Below are 17,913 nucleotides of genomic sequence, written 5' to 3'. Positions count from 1 at the left end.
TTTCTCTAACCTAGCGAGATTTCTTGACTCTGTCGAGAGCCAATTCACCAGTTCCAGTTAATTCGCCATTAACAAACACCAAAGGCGTGCATTCATCGCGTGTGGTCATACCGTCGGCCTTAGTACGGTGAGTACGGTAATACAGCACTTGATAATCATGCTCTTGCTGCCAACGATCAGTAAATTCCGGCGTTCCGAGGCGTTGTTTAACCTCTGTTACTGATAACTCCATAGGTAAAGCCGCTATCTGGTCACGATTTTCTCGCTCTTGCTTATGTCCGTCATACTGCGCCTCACCTTTTTCCCAGCCTGACTCAGTAACAACAACACACCCTTGCAGCGCCAATGAGCTAACAACAACCGCAGCCAATAGTGGTAATTTCTTCATTCTTCTATTCTCCCTTTGTGATAATTCCTGCGATAGATTGCAATTACTATTCCACAATTATAAATAACTGATTTTATTGATTTTTATATTTTTTTAAGTTCAATCCTACGGCTCATCTTTTAGTGATTTTCACCACTAATTGGCGAACATTGCTGTAAAAACTCATCCAAATTACTGCTCAAACACTGATGCTGTGTCTTGCCTATCCACTCCAGCCCAATTTCCCCACTGTCATTATCAATCGAAATTAATAAGTCGTCGGCTTCTTCGGCAAGGCCAATAAAAACCGTTATGGGCTGCTTTAGTTTTCGCTTCATTAACACATGCCCGGTCAGGTTTTGTAATAGTCGCTCAGCGTCTTCTGGCCCTTGTACCTGTAGCAGCGAAATTGGGTGTTGCTCATCATCCTGCCGAAACTCTACTTTTAAGTCACCCGCATACCAGCGCCCGTAAAACGTTTTTACGGACGAATGAAAGCTAACTTCTAAAGCGGACTCGAGCGCTTCAAAATCCAGCGCTGGCTGTTGCCGACAGGGCAACCAATTCACATTATCGTCGTCGATCGGCTGCTGATAAATAGGACTCTGCCATTCTTCGACGTACTCGGTTACCAACGGCTCTACCTGTTCCTGGTAGCGCGCCATTAAACTATCCAATGCATCACTCATCTGGTACTCACTGTTAATTCGCTTTAGAATATTAAGCATTGTACGTGCGGAGTCTACTAATGCCAAAGAACAACTCGCTTGATCATCTCAAGCTCGGGCAAGCCACCGAATACCCGACCCAATACGATGCCAGTCAACTGATGGCTGTCCCCCGCTCGCTGAACCGTGAGCCCATCGGAATTAGCCAGCACAATCCGTTGCCTTTTCACGGGCTCGATTATTGGACCGGTTACGAAATTTCATGGCTGAATAAAAAGGGACTACCGCAGGTTGCCGTTGGCTATTTTACGGTGCCCGCGGACAGCCCTAATTTAATTGAGTCTAAGTCTTTTAAATTGTATCTGAATAGCTTTAATGAGAGTCGGTTTGAGGACTGGGCCGAGGTCACAGCCAGCATGCAAACCGATCTTTCTGCGTGTGCAGGCGCTACGGTTGAGGTTTCGCTAAAACCGGTAACCGCCATCAGCAATGAGGTGATAGATGACTTACCCGGCGAGCTGATTGACCAACAGGATATTACTATTGACAGCTATGACTATGACCCGCAGTTGCTGTGTATCGACGATGACGGCGCAACACACGAGCTGTCGGTAAAAAGTCATCTATTGAAATCAAACTGCCTAATCACTAACCAGCCTGACTGGGGGTCTGTTTATATTCACGGTTTCGGTCCGCAACTGGATCGGGCATCACTACTGCGTTATCTGGTCAGTTTCCGACGTCACAACGAATTTCATGAGCAGTGCGTGGAGCGTATTTTTCAGGATCTATCGCAGCTGGGCTTTAACAAGTTAAGCGTATACGCGCGCTATACGCGGCGCGGCGGTCTGGACATTAATCCGTTTCGATCTAACTTTGAAGAAGCGCCAGCCACGGGTCGACTGGCGCGTCAGTAGTTATTATTAAGCGTTAGGGTGAGGAATATTCAGCCACTGTAAAAAACGTGCTTGTTGTTTAGCCGTTGGCTCTTTAACAGGCACGATAGTAGCGCCGGTATGTTGCTCTTCACCAATCACTATCGTTGTTTGCTGCAACTGGTCGCGACGGAAGAAAGTCACTTCAACTTCGTCACCCACCTGATACTCGCTGATAGCTTCTTTAAAACGCCCACCGGCAGCGCGGTGATCATCATAGGCAACAATCACATCGCCTGGGGTAAAACCAGCATTCCAGGCGGGACTGTTGCGCTCAACCCTGGTCAGTTTAACGCCCTCTGCGGACTCAGAGCCTTTCCAGCCAACCCAGGGCAGTTGCTCATCGTCTGACTTAAAGGTCAGTTCCAGGCCGACTGTCTGTAGCATTTCTGCAAATGGCACATCGGCAACCGGTGCCTTAACGTTGGTTGCCCACCAGTCCTGCCAGGACTTGCCGGTCAGGTCCTCTAAAATGGTCAGTACGTCGTCACTGACAAAGCCGACTTCATCGGCATCAAAGCGCTGGTACAACTCATTATGCACATCGCGGTAACTGACTTCACCGTCAGTGGCTTCTATTAATGCCATATCCAGCAACCAGGAGATCGTCGCACCTTCGGCATAAATATTCACCGAGAAGTTTTGAGCCCGATCACCGTATTGGTCACTCCAGGCTTCAAACGATGCTTCCGCCACCGACATAACGTCAGTGCCTGGTTTGCGATAATATTTCTCGATGTCTTTTGACAGTCGCTCAAAGTACTCATTAGGCTCCATGATATCGGCTTTTAGCAACAAGTGATCCTGGAAATAGCTGGTGGAGCCTTCGGCAATCCAGAATAGCTCTGTGTAATTTTCTTTTTGATAGTCGTATGGAACCAATGGTGCCGGGCGGTAGGCCTTAACGTTCCACGTATGCACGAATTCATGCGACGCGGTCGACATAAACGACAGATAGTCTTCGCGGCTACCATAGCTGTAACGAGGGCGCTGAATAATGGTCGAGTTGCGGTGCTCGGTCGCGCCCCCTGCCCCGGATGTTGCGTGGATCATAAACACATAGCGTTGGTAGGGGTAGCCTTGCCAAATCTCAGGCCCGGTAGTGACCAATTTTTTAAGGTCAGCGACGGTTTGCTCAGCGTCATAGTTACCCTCGCCCCAAAACACTACTTCATAATCGCGATCATCCACTTCGAACTTGAACAGTTTGTTGATGCCTGTTTCGATCGGGCTATCGACTAAGATATCCCAATTATCGGCCACAAAGCGATGATCGTCGGTACTATCCATGCCTGATACACTGCGCCACGAATCCTGCACCTCCAGTGACACTGAGACGGGTTCCTGACGGTACTCGTCGGCATACATAAATACCGCTGAGGCGTCTAAATAAGCATGTGAGTCATCAATATGGCGTGCGCGGCGGCCCAATAAGTCGGCATAAATCTGATACTCGACGACAATATCTTCGGCTCTGGCGTTAGCTGGCAGTTCAACCCGCCAGGTGCTTTTATCCAGTTTGTGCCAGTTCAGCGAATCGCCGTCTTCCGTCATTACCTGAAAATCTCGAACGCCATTGGCTAAATTTAAAATGCGATAATAGCCTGTGCGCCAGGCCGGCATTTTTATATCCAGGTAATCTTTATCGGTCGCCGGGAAGGTAATCTGAACGTCGCCGGTGTGGTGCGTCGGCTCGGTTAAATCAATTTTGTAGTCCACATCAGCAACAGCTGGCATAGCTGCCAGTGCAACTGCAACACTCAATAAGCTTTTCTTTAACACGATCAAACCTCTGGTTTTTTTATTTTCTATATGACACTGTGAGCTTAAGGCTATCATAACTTTGGGCGCAACTAGAGCCAATGCGTTTAACGCCATGGATCAATAGTTTAATGATAATTAAACAATCAGCGGTGGTTCTTGGACACTAGAAAACGTACAATAGAAAGTGTAATTCAGCTTTACTATGCAGTATTTACGCTAGTTCCTATGATTTAGTAAATGGCTCAGTAAATGGCCCAGTAAAAAGTAAGGTCTCGCTTTGAATAACACCAACACCGCAGAAGCAAAAATCAAGCAGTTAAGTCAGCGACTGCAGCAAAGTATTCAGTCACGCAAGCAACTGGAAAACCAGTACAACCGTGATTACAACACCTTGTCAGAGCTAGTCGTTAAATTAACTCATGCCTGTTCTGGTGTAGATCATGAACTTGATAGTAAGCTGGTCAAGCTACGGGGCCTACTGCAACGTAATGCTAGCATGGCGGTACTAGAATCCACCATCAACGACACGCAAACGTTAATTCAAAAGCATACCTTAAATATTCAGCGTCAGCTTAAACAAACCAGTGAGCAAACGAGAGCTACGCTAACCTATTTGCGCCAACAGAGTTTACCACCTAAGTTGCGTACAAAGCTGAACGCGATTGAAGATCAAATGGAATCTCCCAGTATCGCTTTGAGCCATTACGTTCCAATCTTGTTAAGCTTTCTTGAGCTACTTACTGATCCCTCAGCAAGTTTATCCCAAGCTCCCAAGAATGGGGAACATAGAGACTCAGCGGTACCCAGTAAACAACTGCTTAACTTGCTTAATCAAGTAGAATTTGATGGCGCGACCGGGCAGCTGGTGCAGCGCATAAAGGCGCGCTTGGCTCAGCCGGTTAGCGCAGAACAATTTATTGAGTTAGTGCTGGAGCTGATTAAAGAAATATTTAAAAGTATTAACGACGAGCGCCAGTCGGCGCAAAGCTTTTTACTTGAATTAAACCAAACACTGGGGTTGGTACAGGGAGCGTTGCAACAAACTCTGAAGTCGAAAGGCGAGTTTGATCAGCGCAGCGGCGCCTTAAACAAACAACTGCTGGTGAACATGCAGCAGCTTAATGATTCGGTGAGTAAAGCCACTCAACTGGCTGAGTTAAAAGAGCAAGTTAGCGCTCATATGAGTTCAATTAATCAGGCGCTCGAGCAGAAATTTACGTTAGAGAACGATGAGCGGCGTAATTTTGAAACTCAGTATCAAACCGTTTCAGTGCGCCTGCAACACTTAGAGCGTCAAGTTGAACAATACAAACGCCAGCTGGCTGAACAAAAGTTTAAGAGCCTGCAAGATTCGTTGACTAAGTTGCCGAATCGAGCTGCCTTTGAAGAACGGCTGGAGGTCGAATTTGAACGCTGGGCACGTTATAAAGAACCTCTGTGTATCGCTGTTGCCGATATCGACCTATTTAAACGCATCAATGATAACTTTGGCCATATTGCCGGTGACAAAACCTTACAGGTACTGGCCAGTATGTTGCGTAAATCCGTAAAGTCATCTGACTTTGTTTGCCGTTATGGCGGCGAAGAGTTTGTCATCATCTTCCCGCAAACGGAACTTGAGCAGGCGTTACAACGACTGGAAATTGCCCGCGAAAAAATTGGTAATATTCCTTTTAAGTTTAAAAATGATGATATTCGCATTACTATCTCTGCTGGTATTGCACAATTTAAGCAAGACAGTGACACGGTAGTGACTGTCTTTGAAGCCGCCGACAAGGCACTTTATGAAGCCAAGCGAAGAGGCCGCGATCAATTAGTTAGCGCCAACGAAGATAAATAAGCGCAATGGCCGGACGCTGGTTAACAGGAGTAAATTAAAAGAATGAGAGCAAGTATTTCCCCGCAGGGCAGCATGTCCCTGCTATCACAATTAGAAATTGAACGACTGAAGCAATCTTCCAACAGCCATCTGTATAAACTTTTTCGTAATTGCTGCCTGGCTGTTCTAAATGCCGGTAGTCATACCGACAGCAGCGCCGATATCTATGATGCCTACAAAGACTTTCAGGTTAATATTATCCGCAAAGAGCGCGGTATTAAGCTGGAGCTTATTGAGCCGCCCGAAGAGGCTTTTGTTGATGGCGAAGTTATCGCGGGTATACGCGAATTACTGGAATCAGTACTGCGTGATATTTTATTTACCGGTGAACGCTATTCTGAAGCAGAACTGCAGGCAGCCGATGGGTCGACACTGACGCACGTTGTATTCGATATTTTACGTAATGCTCGCACCTTAAAACCGATGGAAGAACCCAGCATGGTAGTCTGTTGGGGTGGTCATTCAATTAACGAGATTGAATATAAGTACACCAAGCAGGTGGGCTATCATTTAGGTTTGCGTGGTCTAAATATCTGTACTGGTTGTGGTCCTGGCGCAATGAAAGGACCAATGAAAGGAGCCACCATTGGTCACGCCAAGCAGCGAATTAGCGGTGGTCGTTACCTGGGTTTAACCGAGCCCGGTATTATTGCTGCAGAGCCCCCGAACCCCATTGTTAATGAACTGGTTATTCTGCCGGATATTGAAAAACGGTTAGAAGCTTTCGTTCGCTCAGCGCACGGTATTGTTATATTTCCCGGTGGTGCAGGGACCGCAGAAGAATTGCTGTATTTATTGGGTATTTTAATGCACCCGGATAATAAGCAACAAAGTCTGCCGGTTATTTTAACCGGGCCTGAATCATCACGCGCTTATTTTGAAGCTCTTGATGAATTTATCGCCTCCACTATTGGCGCTGAAGCCAGAGACCTGTATCGGATTATTATTGATGACCCAGCCACTGTTGCACAACATATGCATGCGGGTATGGCCACGGTTAAGCAATATCGCCGCGATTCGGGTGATGCGTACTACTTTAACTGGACACTAAAAATCAACGAAGAATTTCAGCGTCCATTTATTCCGACTCATGAAAATGTGGCGTCACTAAACCTGCATCCAGATCAGCCAAAAGAGAAACTTGCCGCCGATTTACGTCGTGCTTTCTCAGCTATTGTTGCGGGTAATGTTAAAGATGAAGGTATTCGTCAAATTCGCAAAAATGGCGTGTTTACCATACATGGCGAACAAAGTCTGATGAAACGTTTGGACGAGTTACTGCGTGCATTCGTCGAACAAGGGCGTATGAAACTGCCAGGTTCGGTGTATCATCCATGCTATAAAGTCATTACCGACTAACGGCAAAGAAAAGCATGCGTAAAGTTGTCTTACTGCTCATAACGGGCATTTTATCTTATCTGGCGATTGTCGGCTTAGTACTGAGTTTGTACGAAGCCGACCCGGCTGATATGAAATGGCAGGAACGGGAAACCTACAATGCCAAACAAATAGGTCAGCTAGAATTTGGGATGAGCAAAGACGATGTTATTCGCATGCTTGGCTCACCCGATATTAACGAAGCTAAAGAAACATCTACCGGTGCGCATCAGGTGCTGTTTTATCGCACTCACCACGTGACCTCCGATGGCATTACCACCAAAGACGAATGTACACCGCTACTATTTAACGACAACCAACTGATTGCCTGGGGCAGTGATGCCTATGAAGATTATCAGGAACTGGAATGAACCGCTGCGTTGAGTTAATTGCCTCTGCCCGGGAGGCTTTTAATCGGCCTACCCCTGCTGCTATTTACCAATGGATCCAACATCTGGATGACGAATACAGTCGCCATCGCTACCCTGAACTGCTTATTCATCAGTTAACAGCCGACGACCAGCGGGACTCTGCTTTTAGTGTCGCCTGTTTGAGCGCTGTGCATGCACTCAAGTTAGCCTTGCGCCTGCACCTACATACTCATTTCCGGCGGGTAATGGCGGCCGCTTGCGTTACTCGGGCACTGCACGATCAACTGGAGTGGTGGCAACAAAAAGGCCTGACACAAGCGAGCTGGTGCGCTGCTTTTGGACTACAAAAACCGCTCCGAGACAGTTTTTATTTTTCCGAATGGTGTCTACAACTTGCCCGTTTCCAGCTTTCTCCTGAGTCAGAAAAATTCGGCATACAACAATTGGTAGCGGGCTCTCAGCGCAGCCGCTATTGGCTTTTTGCGGAACAAGTACGCGCCCCGATTGACTGGACTACCGGCTGTTTATTGACCCATAAAGCGACTGAAAAACAGGGCTATTTGTTGTGCACCCATAATGACCATGCACTGTTATTACTCAGCGACTTAAACACTGTTGAAAAAGTCGATTGCAGAGACTTTGGATACTGGCAAACATCGCCGTCAGAAATGCCGAGCCAACCTGCCTTACAGCAACTTGAATATCACCGCAGCTTGAATCAACAACTGCCCAGCATTAGCTTTAAAGCACCCAAAGCCCTGTTAACCGCTGTAAAGCGCTACACTGCTGGTCAAGGTGCCTTGTCACCCGTCATCCGCCACATCCGCCAGCAACCGTTGCTGGCCAATAGCTTACGACAGGCTGCACGGCAACAAATAATAGCAGCCAATAATCCGCAGCGCATGGATCTCAAACACATCTATCTATGGCTGGGCGGAACCCGCGCATCGGCAACATTAGCGACGGCGAGCCTGCAACAACAATTTATGCAGCAGCGAGTGCCATTACAACAATCACTGATGCAACGACTGTCGTTACTCACCGAGCTACTGCAAAGTTTATCAACAAAGACCGGCAGCCGGCTGCCGGTGCCTGCTTCGCTATTAACCCTATTAACGGCTGCTGATTTATTCAGAAACCAACAGGTACTGCGGGCCAGTTACTGGCCGCAACTTGAGATTTTACGCAATGCCGACAAGGCAGGCTGGGTCGCAACCGATGAAGCACCAACGGATCAGCGGTTAAGCCGTCAACTGATTAGACGCTGGCAGCTTGAACGCCAGTTGGCTCCACTAATGACTCCCGAGCAATATCAAGGTCACCCGCTGCCGGCGCTTATGAGCTTGGCAAATATTGGAGTTGTGTTGGCATTTCAGCCTGATATCAAGCTCAGCAAATCGGTTCACCAACACATGCAGTCGTGCCTTAAATGCCTCAAACTTAAGCCCGCTACTTACTCGAGATTACGTCAACAAAGTATTTATCGCTGTCACTCAATTAGCCCTTTGAGCGAGCTGTTTAATTTACAGGATGAATAGCTGCAATAAGCCTTGATGATATTTGTCAGCTAGTCTGTATACCGCTTCGATGCTAAACTCTAAAGCTAATGGCTAAACACCCTCCCCCTCTGTTTAACAGTTGTAACAACACGGTAAAAGGAAAGGTTTATGAGTACTAAAATTACAGTCATCCCCGGCGACGGCATTGGCCCGGATATTGTCAAGTCAGCTCTGGAAATATTAGAAAAAGCCGGTTGTGATTTCGAGTACGACTATGTTGATGCCGGACTAACTGCGTTAGAGAAAACCGGCGAGTTACTGCCCCAGGCCACCCTTGACACCATTGCAAAAAATGCAGTGACTCTTAAGGGGCCCCTGACAACACCCGTTGGCGAAGGCTTTACCTCAATTAACGTGAGCCTGCGTCAGCATTTCGGCTTGTACGCCAACTTGCGTCCGGTTAAATCTTTTAAAGGCACCCAGGCTCGCTACGATAACGTTGATATTATTACCGTACGTGAAAATACTGAGGGGATGTACTCCGGTTTAGGTCAAAAAGTCTCGGATGACGGCTCTGAGGCAGAAGCTGTCAGTAAGATTACCCGTGAAGGTGCAGAACGCATCGTTCGTTTCGCATACGAGCTAGCACAACGCGAAGGTCGTAAAAAGGTAACCGCGGTACATAAGGCGAACATTCTTAAATCAACCTCTGGCTTGTTCTTAAAGGTTGCCCGGGAAGTTGCGGAAGAATACCCGGACATTGAATCAGCAGAAATGATCGTCGATGCAGCTTGCATGCGGCTGGTGATGAACCCGGAAGACTTCGATGTGATTGTAACCACCAACTTATTCGGCGACATTCTTTCTGACCTTTGTGCGGGCTTAGTCGGCGGTTTAGGCATGGCTCCGGGCGCGAACATAGGTAAAGACTGTGCAATCTTTGAAGCCGTACATGGCTCAGCACCGGACATCGCCGGTAAAAATCTGGCCAACCCAAGCTCAGTCATTCTGGCTTCCATTCAAATGCTGGAATACTTAGGCTTACCAGAAAAGGCGGAAAAAATTACCAAAGCTCTGGCCGACGTTATCGAGTCTGGTGATCGTACTACCCGTGATTTAGGCGGTAGCCACGGAACCACTGACTTCACTCAGGCTGTTATTGAGCGTTTATAAGCGCCCTATGAAAAACTGGCTATTTCTTTTTATCGCAATTTTTGCCGAAGTGGCCGGCACAACCGCACTCAAATCCAGTGCTGGGTTTACCAAGCTGTGGCCCAGCTTACTGGTTATAATCAGCTACAGTGTGGCTTTTTATTTTTTGTCATTGACGTTAAAAGCTATTCCGGTAGGGATAGCTTACGCAATTTGGGCTGGTCTTGGCATTGTTCTGATTACATTAATTGGCTGGATTGTCTATAACCAAAAGTTAGATGTAGCCAGCATCGTCGGTATGGGCTTGATCGTTGCTGGCGTACTAGTGATTAATATCTTTTCCAAAAGCAGTCTACACTAAGCCTCTTACCGCGGTACCCAACGTAAATGTACGGTGATTTCTTCGCGGTCGTGATACAGGTGCTTAGCCTGGATTTCAAAGGGCTTAGTGCCCTCGGTTTGTAGCTGATCCTTAATCTGCTCCAGATATTCTTTAACCGCCGCATAACGCTGTCGCATTGGCAGTTTTAAGTTGAAGATCGCCTCCTGACAATGTCCATCGAGCAACCAGTCGGTCATCAACTCACCAACCCGCGCTGGCTTCTCGACCATATCGCACACCAGCCAGTTGATATTGCGCCGTTTTGGCCGAAACTTAAAACCGTCTTCCTGAATATGCTGAACCTGACCAGTCTCCATTAGCGATTCAGCCATGGGCCCGTTGTCCACCGCCTGTACCATCATGCCGCGCCTGACCAACTGATAAGTCCAGCCACCGGGAGCAGCTCCTAAATCAACGGCTTTCATACCGGCATGGATACGTTTTTCCTGCTCGTGCTCCGGCACAAACACCTGAAAAGCCTCGTCTAATTTTAAGGTCGAACGGCTGGGCGCATCTTTTGGCATCCGCAGTCGCACAATACCGCCGTGATGAGGCGTTTGATTATAGCTATAGGAATAACCCACCAACGCGTGAGCAGAATTAACAAACAGTACATGCAACAGTGGCCGTTTTGCTAATGGCTTATGGCTTAACAGCTCTTCCTTTCTTAACGCCTGACGCAGCGGCACGCTGAACTTGCGGCAGAACTTAGACAGCTGGTTCGCTTCGTTGGTATCCGGCGTTTCGACTCGCAATTCGCCAGCCAGGCCGAAGCTTTCCTGATGCGGCTTTAGTGCAGCAATAACTTCTTTAGCGCGGTCTTCAACCCCGGCCAACTTAACTGCGCCGAGCTGCACCAGCATTTCACGTGCAAAAACCAGCTCTTTAAGTTCCAGTTTGCGGGCAATATGATCAGCCTCTTCCAGCTGACAATGGTAAGTCACGTAGCCTTGATCCGGCTGCGTCTGGCAATAACCAAAAACGCCTAACTGTGCTGTTTTATCCTGAATTTCTGCAGCACAATCGCCTTCGAAACCTGCTCGGCATAACAGGATAATACCGGTATTACTGCCACTCATTAACTCACTGCTCCTAATTTAATCGCACCCACTAACAAACTGATCCAACCGACAATAAATAATAGTCCGCCCAACGGCGTGATCGGCCCAAACCACTTTACTCCGGTTAGTGCCAAAGCGTATAAACTGCCGGAAAATAATATGACGCCCGCAAGCCATAAATAACCACTGGCAATCAGCCACACTGAATGGCTTTGTTTTAGCCACAATGCCAGAATAAATAATGCCAGTGCGTGATAGAACTGATAACTGACACCGGTCTCAAAAGCGCTTAAAAGCGTATCACTTAGCCGCGATTTAAGGCCGTGTGCGGCAAATGCGCCGAGCATCACGGCAGAGCCGCCCAACACAGCGGCAATAATCAGAAACAGCTGACTCATTGCATAAACTCCTTAATCGCGTTTGCTGCCTGTCGCCATAATCCAGCAGTATTAGCAGCTTTGGCTTTGGTTGCGGCAAAGCTGTGATCAGCACCATCCAGCCACTGTAATTGCCAATTGTTCGGTAACTCAACCTTAGCAGCCTGTAGCGGCTTGCTAAAAGGATCGCGGGTACCCTGCAAAATTAACCCCGATACCGAAGTCATTGCTAATTCCTGAAGTCGCGAGTTTTCCGGCTTTTGCGGAGGGTAAAACGGAAACCCTAGGGCAATTAACTTGCTGGCCTGATGCTTATCCGCCAGTCTCAGCATTACCCGACTACCTAAGGACTTACCCATTAAGACCAATGGTTTGCCATCTTGCTGCAGCATGGCGAGCAGTTCATCAATGGCGTCCACTAATACCGGCATTTTATTCGGCGGCCGGGTTTTACCCGTTTCCCGAACCTTCTCCCAATACGGGAAGTCCGGCCGCACAACTTCTGCGCCGAACGCAATCATCTGCTCAGTAAAGAAATCCATAAATGACGTATCCGGGCCACCGCCCGAGCCATGCAGAAAAACGACTCGAAAATCTCCGTCAGTATGCTGCTGCTGATAACCTATCATTCGCTAAACTCTCGTTCTTCTTTATCGACCATCGCCAATAACCATTGCCGAAAGGTCGCGATTTTACCGACTTCCGCCTGATTGTCACGGCAAACTAAATAAAACGCTTTATTTCGTTGCAACGCCTGCGGAAATACTCGTACCAGATGACCACTATCGATTTCTGGTTTTGCTAATACGTTATTGGCCAAGGCAATGCCCTGTCCATGCACCGCCGCCTGGAGCGCCAAGCTCGAATGACTGAACACCGGCCCGTTATCACCTTTGTATTGATTAATGCCCACTAGGGAAAACCAGTCTTTCCAGGCATTACGAGTTTCGTCGTGCAATAACGGCTGCCGTAAAAGATCTTCAGGTTTTTCAATACCCGCTTTGTTAATTAATAGCGGTGAACAGACCGGCCATAAATACTCTTTGTGTAAACGATAGCTTTTAACGTGGGGCCAGCGTCCGTCGCCATAATAGATAGCTACATCGACGTCATCGGTGAGAGAGCCGCTTATTTCGTCCACTGCTTTTATACGGATATCCATATCGGGGTGCTCTTCACGAAAACTGCTTAAGCGTGGCACAAACCAGAGAATTGCAAAGCTGGGTGGCACGGATACGGTTAATGCGCCCCGTTCTGACACCAACCTCAATTTATCCGTAGCTTGTGCTAACTGCTCAAAAATATCCCGCAGCTGCAGGTAGTAAGCTTGTCCCTCTTCGGTCAACAATAACGAACGGTTACGGCGAATAAACAGTTTTAACTGCAAAAAGTCCTCAAGCGCTTTTACCTGATGACTGACCGCAGCTTGGGTAACAAACAATTCCTCGGCTGCTTTAGTAAAGCTGAGATGACGAGCCGCAACTTCAAACGACTTAAGGGCATTCAGTGGAGGCAGTTTACGCATGGTTAATCGTCTTTGCCTCCGTAGCTTCCGGCAAATTGATTAATCGCATCAATATACTTATCTCTTGGTAATTGTTCGGATAATAGCTGCAGAAATGATTTTAAGTTGTCCATCATCAATGAGACTTTAACCCGACGGCCGTCCTCAAACTTAAGTTCAAATGCTTGCCAACGGTTTAAAAAGTTAACGGTTTCAAGTTGCGACCACGAATAGCTGCACGGTTTTGTCAAAGACTGAGTAAACTCAATGCGCTGCTTATTCAGTTTAATCGCTTTAAAAAATATTTCGGTACTCAAACGAAACGCCAGCAGTAGCACAAGCAGACAAATAATAGAGCTAACTGCAATAGCAAGTGGCTCGGCGGGTGTTTCAATGATAGCCAGTGCGATAACGGCCAGCGCCAGCCAAATGGCACAAACGGGGACTAATCGAATGATTCCGCGGTAGCGCATCCGCATAAAAAAGCGCCTCTGTTAAGTCGTTTATAATACAACAACTATAACAGAGACGCCTTGTTAAAGACCATTTTGTTAAGACTGAAATTGGTTACAGTCGAACACCGCCATCAATCTCGACGACACGGCCACTAAAGAAGTCATTCTCGATAATATAGCGCGCACTGTGTGCGATTTCATTCGGCTGACCCCAGCGCTTCAACGGCACCATTGATAAGGCGCGATCAACTGCTTCTGGTTTCATTTGTGCGGTCATTGGCGTTTCAATAAAGCCTGGTGCAATAGCGCCACAACGAATTCCGTAGCGACCCAGTTCACGGGCCCAGGTAACTGTCATTGCAACCACACCGGCTTTGGTCGCAGCGTAGTTAGTCTGGCCCATGTTACCGGCGCGGGCAACACTGGAAATATTAATGATAAGGCCTTTTTTGCCCGCCTTAACCATTTGCGCAGCTGCTTCACGACCGCATAAAAAAGTACCGGTCAGGTTGACATCCAGCACTGACTGGAATTGCTGTAATGGCATTTTTTGCTTCAGCTCGCCGTCTTTATATTTAATCAATAAGCCATCGCGCAATAAGCCCGCGTTATTGACCAATACGTCGATACCATCAAATTCCTGATGGATGTGTTCAAATACCGTTTCTACCGATTCTTCGTCGGTGATATCAACTTCGTATCCGACAACTTTGGCAGCACCTAACTTTTCGCAGTGCTCCTGAGCTTCGCCCAGCACATCGCCGTTAATATCGATCAGAGCTAATTTAGCACCCTGCTTAGCAAAGTCCTCAGCCATAGCCAGACCAAGCCCCTGCGCACCACCTGTTATTACTATAACACTGTCTTTAACTTGCATAATTTGCCTCTGTTACTTCTTAGTCACTGGTTGCACATAATTAAAAATACTGGAGAAGTCTTTACGACCATTTCCTTGCTGTGCCCAGCTGTGATAAAGGTTGCGGGTTAATGAGCCCATTGGCGTGGTAGCGCCCGCTTTCAGCGCAGTTTGCTGCGCTAGCCCCAGATCCTTGGCCATCAGATCGACCATAAAACCACCCTGGTAATCGTTGCTGGACGGCACGCCCTCCATAACGTCCGGGCACGGATTATAGACTTCTAATGTCCAGTTACGCCCAGAGCTTTGTAACATAATCTCTGATAATACCTTTGGATCCAGACCATTTGCTTTACCAAGCTGCAATGCTTCAGAAGTACCGACCATTAATACGGACAACAGCATGTTATTACATATCTTGGCAATTTGACCGGCACCAACGTCGCCCGCGCGGAACACGTTTTTGCCCATGTCATTCAGCACAGTGCGTGCCCGGTCGACGTTTTCTTCGGTGCCGCCACAAATAAAGGTCAGAGTGCCTGCTTTAGCACCGCCAACACCGCCTGATACCGGTGCGTCGATAAAGCCAATACCGGCCTTTTCAAGTTCGCCGCCGACATACATAGCCGCTTCCGAGGAGATGGTACTACAATCGATAACCAGCTGGTTTGACTGTAATTGATTAACCAGTCCGTTATCGCCTAGGTACAAACCTTCGACGTGATGGTCAGCAGGCAACATCGAGACCACAAAATCAACGCCTTTAATCACTTCAGCGGCGCTATCTGCTGCTGTTGCACCAGCCTCAACTAGCGTTTTTACAGCATCCTGTGATAAATCAAATACTTTTACCTGGTGCCCTGCTTTTGCCAGGTTGGCTGCCATTGGGCCGCCCATGTTTCCTAGACCTATAAAACCTACGGTTGCCATTTTGGCACTCCTTCTTATTGTCCGCTGCTATTTATTTAAGACATTTTCAAGATCCGCTAACGGATGAGTCCGATCACCCCACGGCGGTATGAAAAAGGCATCGACATCTTCAGCTGATACTTCGGCGGCCGAGCTGTGTTGCCATTTTGGTTGCTTATCTTTATCAATTAACAACGCCCGAATACCCTCGGCAAAATCACCACGTACTGCACAATTACACGACAATGTTAACTCCAGCCGGAAGCAATCAGGTAATGATAAGTCGCGGCCTTGCTGCAACTGGTTCCAGACGATATGCGCGGTCATTGGACACCCATTAGCCAGGTTCTTACGTGCTTTACTCAGCCATTTATCGTCGGTGTCGTCAGCCACAATGTTCTCAACGATATCTGCACAATCATTGCCGCTTGTTAATGATTTAATATGAGCATGCATCGGCTCGACCTGAGGAGCAGGCATGGCGGTGATATCGTCAGCCGCCATCTGATTCAATAGATCAGTGACCTTTTCCTTGTTTAAGGCACCGGTGTTGCCCCACTCCAGCTGCTGCAAGTTTTCCAGTAAGTCCTGTTTATGCTGATGTCCCAGATAATGGTCGGCTAAATTCAGGAACAAGGCATCGTTCGCGTTCATAGTCGCGCCGGTCATACCGAGGAATAAACCACAGCCTTCTGGCATACGATTCAAGAAATAAGTCGCTCCAACATCTGGATACAAACCAATGGTTACTTCTGGCATTGCCAGCAATGAACGGTCCGTTGCCACGCGGTGACTGGCACCGTTCATTAGGCCCATACCGCCACCCATGACAATACCGTCAGCCCAGCAAATAAGCGGTTTAGGGAAGGTCTGAATGGCGTAGTCCAGCTGGTATTCCTGGGTAAAGAAGTTTTCCACTTCCGATACCAGTTTACCCGGTTCAGCCTGCATGGCTTTGTACATGGCAACGATGTCGCCACCGGCACAAAACGCTTTTTCACCAGCGCCTTGTAACCAGACGCAAACCACCCGGTCGTCATTGGCCCACTGCTGCAACTGTGGCAACAGTTTTTCAGCCATCGCCAGGCTCAGAGCATTTAATGATTTCTCTGAATTTAAAGTAGCAACGCCGATGACTTTGTCACCGGCGTTGATTTCTTCGATTAACACCACGTCTTGCATGGAAGCTCCTTACAAAATTTCGCGGTCAAGGTCAGACAAGATGCGACGACCAATAATCAATCGCATCACCTCGTTGGTTCCTTCGAGGATCTGGTGCACCCGCACATCGCGCACATGACGCTCCAGCGGGTACTCTTTGATGTAGCCGTAACCACCGTGTAATTGCAAAGCGTCGTTACACACTTTAAAACCAACATCGGTAGCGAACTGTTTTGCCATCGCACAATAGGTTGTCTTGTCTGCATCGTTATTATCGACTTTAGACGCCGCCAGACGCACCATTTGCCGCGCAGCAACTAGTTCAGTCACCATGTCAGCCAGTTTAAACTGTAGCGCCTGAAAAGCCGCTAACGGTTTACCAAACTGAGTACGTTCCTGCATGTAAGCCGCAGCGGTATTCAGTGCTGCCTGCGCAGTACCTACCGAACAAACCGCGATATTGATACGACCACCGTCTAAGCCCATCATGGCAAATTTAAAACCTTCGCCTTCTTTACCTAACAGGTTTTCAGCAGGGATACGGACATCTTCAAAAGTAACCAGTCGGGTTGGCTGTGCATTCCAGCCCATCTTATCTTCGGCTTTGCCGTAACTAATACCCTTAGCATCAGCTGGTACTACAAAGGCTGAGATGCCTTTCGGACCGTCTTCACCGGTACGTGCCATAACCACCAGCACGTCGGTTTCACCAGCGCCTGAGATAAACATCTTAGAGCCGTTCAGCACGTACTCGTCACCGTCTTTTTTAGCGGTAGTACGGAGGCTTGCCGCATCCGAGCCTGAACCTGGTTCGGTCAAACAGTATGAACCTAACTTTTCGCCGGTAACCAGTTCTGGCACCCACTGATCTATAACCGACTGCTGACCAAATGAGCCAATCATCCAGCTGACCATATTGTGAATAGTCATCATTGCGGTGGTGGCTGTACAGCCACCCGCCAGTTGCTCAAATATTAACGCAGAATCAAGACGGCTCATGCCAAAGCCGCCCGCTTCTTCCGGGGTGTACATCCCCATAAAGCCCATTTCACCGGCTTTGCGGAACACCTCGATGGGAAAATGATGTTCTTCGTCCCACTTCGCCGCGTTAGGGGCTAACTCTTTATCAGCAAAGGCTTTAGCCGTGTCGACAAAGGCTTGTTGGTCTTCTGATAATTCAAAGTTCATGGTTATCC

Annotated in this window: 19 protein-coding genes; 7 read left to right on the top strand and 12 right to left on the bottom strand. The window is 47.9% G+C overall.

All coding sequences use genetic code 11. From position 1 onward, the window contains the following. Positions 1-10: 10 nt before the first annotated feature. Entirely contained in the window at positions 11-388 is a 378-nt protein-coding gene (locus CWI81_RS02145; protein ID WP_126783587.1) for a DUF3192 domain-containing protein, read from the bottom strand. Positions 389-507: 119 nt separating this feature from the next. Next, positions 508-1,056, bottom strand: a complete 549-nt coding sequence (gene syd, locus CWI81_RS02140) for a SecY-interacting protein (RefSeq protein WP_126783586.1) — start codon at positions 1,054-1,056, stop codon at positions 508-510. A 59-nt stretch (positions 1,057-1,115) separates the two neighbouring features. On the opposite strand from syd, the gene queF reads away from it, so the two are divergent. Then, positions 1,116-1,952 carry an NADPH-dependent 7-cyano-7-deazaguanine reductase QueF gene (gene queF / locus CWI81_RS02135; RefSeq protein WP_126783585.1) on the top strand — a complete coding sequence of 279 codons (837 nt, stop codon included), beginning with the start codon at positions 1,116-1,118 and terminating at the stop codon, positions 1,950-1,952. Positions 1,953-1,958: 6 nt separating this feature from the next. Here the strand turns inward: queF and CWI81_RS02130 are convergent, their stop codons facing one another. Further along, positions 1,959-3,707, bottom strand: a complete 1,749-nt coding sequence (locus CWI81_RS02130; RefSeq protein WP_241970363.1) for a M61 family metallopeptidase — start codon at positions 3,705-3,707, stop codon at positions 1,959-1,961. 304 nt (positions 3,708-4,011) lie between these two features. Between CWI81_RS02130 and CWI81_RS02125 the strand changes: the two genes are divergently transcribed. The 6 genes from CWI81_RS02125 to CWI81_RS02100 all read left to right on the top strand — a co-directional run bounded on the left by CWI81_RS02125 (position 4,012) and on the right by CWI81_RS02100 (position 10,373). After that, complete coding sequence (locus CWI81_RS02125) at positions 4,012-5,574, top strand: sensor domain-containing diguanylate cyclase (protein ID WP_126783584.1); 1,563 nt, start codon at positions 4,012-4,014, stop codon at positions 5,572-5,574. A gap of 42 nt (positions 5,575-5,616) precedes the next feature. After that, entirely contained in the window at positions 5,617-6,972 is a 1,356-nt protein-coding gene (gene ppnN / locus CWI81_RS02120) for a nucleotide 5'-monophosphate nucleosidase PpnN (RefSeq protein ID WP_126783583.1), read from the top strand. Positions 6,973-6,986: 14 nt separating this feature from the next. Beyond that, the gene (locus tag CWI81_RS02115; protein WP_126783582.1) at positions 6,987-7,361 is read left to right on the top strand and encodes a DUF3192 domain-containing protein; all 375 of its coding nucleotides are present in this window, start codon (positions 6,987-6,989) and stop codon (positions 7,359-7,361) included. Beyond that, positions 7,358-8,899: a hypothetical protein gene (locus tag CWI81_RS02110; RefSeq protein ID WP_126783581.1), complete on the top strand. Its 1,542-nt coding sequence runs from the start codon at positions 7,358-7,360 to the stop codon at positions 8,897-8,899. Before CWI81_RS02115 ends, CWI81_RS02110 begins: the two co-directional genes overlap by 4 nt. A 129-nt stretch (positions 8,900-9,028) precedes the next feature. Next, positions 9,029-10,033, top strand: coding sequence for an isocitrate dehydrogenase (locus CWI81_RS02105; RefSeq protein WP_126783580.1), 1,005 nt, complete (start codon positions 9,029-9,031; stop codon positions 10,031-10,033). Positions 10,034-10,040: 7 nt separating this feature from the next. Further along, a complete protein-coding gene (locus CWI81_RS02100) occupies positions 10,041-10,373 on the top strand; it encodes an SMR family transporter (RefSeq protein ID WP_126783579.1) in 333 nt (110 codons plus the stop codon). 5 nt (positions 10,374-10,378) lie between these two features. On the opposite strand, the gene rlmM is transcribed toward CWI81_RS02100, so the two are convergent. From rlmM to CWI81_RS02055, 9 genes are all read right to left on the bottom strand, one after another. Further along, positions 10,379-11,473 carry a 23S rRNA (cytidine(2498)-2'-O)-methyltransferase RlmM gene (rlmM, locus tag CWI81_RS02095; RefSeq protein ID WP_126783578.1) on the bottom strand — a complete coding sequence of 365 codons (1,095 nt, stop codon included), beginning with the start codon at positions 11,471-11,473 and terminating at the stop codon, positions 10,379-10,381. Next, positions 11,473-11,853, bottom strand: a complete 381-nt coding sequence (locus CWI81_RS02090) for a DUF423 domain-containing protein (RefSeq protein WP_126783577.1) — start codon at positions 11,851-11,853, stop codon at positions 11,473-11,475. The genes rlmM and CWI81_RS02090 overlap by 1 nt, the downstream gene beginning before the upstream one ends. Continuing rightward, the gene (locus CWI81_RS02085; protein ID WP_241970317.1) at positions 11,850-12,461 is read right to left on the bottom strand and encodes an alpha/beta family hydrolase; all 612 of its coding nucleotides are present in this window, start codon (positions 12,459-12,461) and stop codon (positions 11,850-11,852) included. The genes CWI81_RS02090 and CWI81_RS02085 overlap by 4 nt, the downstream gene beginning before the upstream one ends. After that, complete coding sequence (locus CWI81_RS02080) at positions 12,458-13,357, bottom strand: transcriptional regulator GcvA (RefSeq protein WP_126783576.1); 900 nt, start codon at positions 13,355-13,357, stop codon at positions 12,458-12,460. Before CWI81_RS02080 ends, CWI81_RS02085 begins: the two co-directional genes overlap by 4 nt. A gap of 2 nt (positions 13,358-13,359) precedes the next feature. Beyond that, positions 13,360-13,815: a hypothetical protein gene (locus CWI81_RS02075; RefSeq protein ID WP_126783575.1), complete on the bottom strand. Its 456-nt coding sequence runs from the start codon at positions 13,813-13,815 to the stop codon at positions 13,360-13,362. Between the two features lie 88 nt (positions 13,816-13,903). After that, a complete protein-coding gene (locus CWI81_RS02070) occupies positions 13,904-14,668 on the bottom strand; it encodes an SDR family oxidoreductase (RefSeq protein WP_126783574.1) in 765 nt (254 codons plus the stop codon). A 12-nt stretch (positions 14,669-14,680) separates the two neighbouring features. Continuing rightward, positions 14,681-15,577 carry a 3-hydroxyisobutyrate dehydrogenase gene (gene mmsB, locus CWI81_RS02065; RefSeq protein WP_126783573.1) on the bottom strand — a complete coding sequence of 299 codons (897 nt, stop codon included), beginning with the start codon at positions 15,575-15,577 and terminating at the stop codon, positions 14,681-14,683. Between the two features lie 27 nt (positions 15,578-15,604). After that, complete coding sequence (locus CWI81_RS02060; RefSeq protein WP_126783572.1) at positions 15,605-16,738, bottom strand: enoyl-CoA hydratase/isomerase family protein; 1,134 nt, start codon at positions 16,736-16,738, stop codon at positions 15,605-15,607. Positions 16,739-16,747: 9 nt separating this feature from the next. Continuing rightward, entirely contained in the window at positions 16,748-17,905 is a 1,158-nt protein-coding gene (locus CWI81_RS02055) for an acyl-CoA dehydrogenase family protein (protein ID WP_126783571.1), read from the bottom strand. Positions 17,906-17,913: the final 8 nt, after the last annotated feature.

It is taken from the genome of Idiomarina seosinensis, from assembly GCF_003987275.1.
GTDB lineage: Bacteria > Pseudomonadota > Gammaproteobacteria > Enterobacterales > Alteromonadaceae > Idiomarina > Idiomarina seosinensis.
Note: the sequence above shows the minus strand (reverse complement) of the source record. Positions and strands in the feature narration are given on the sequence as shown.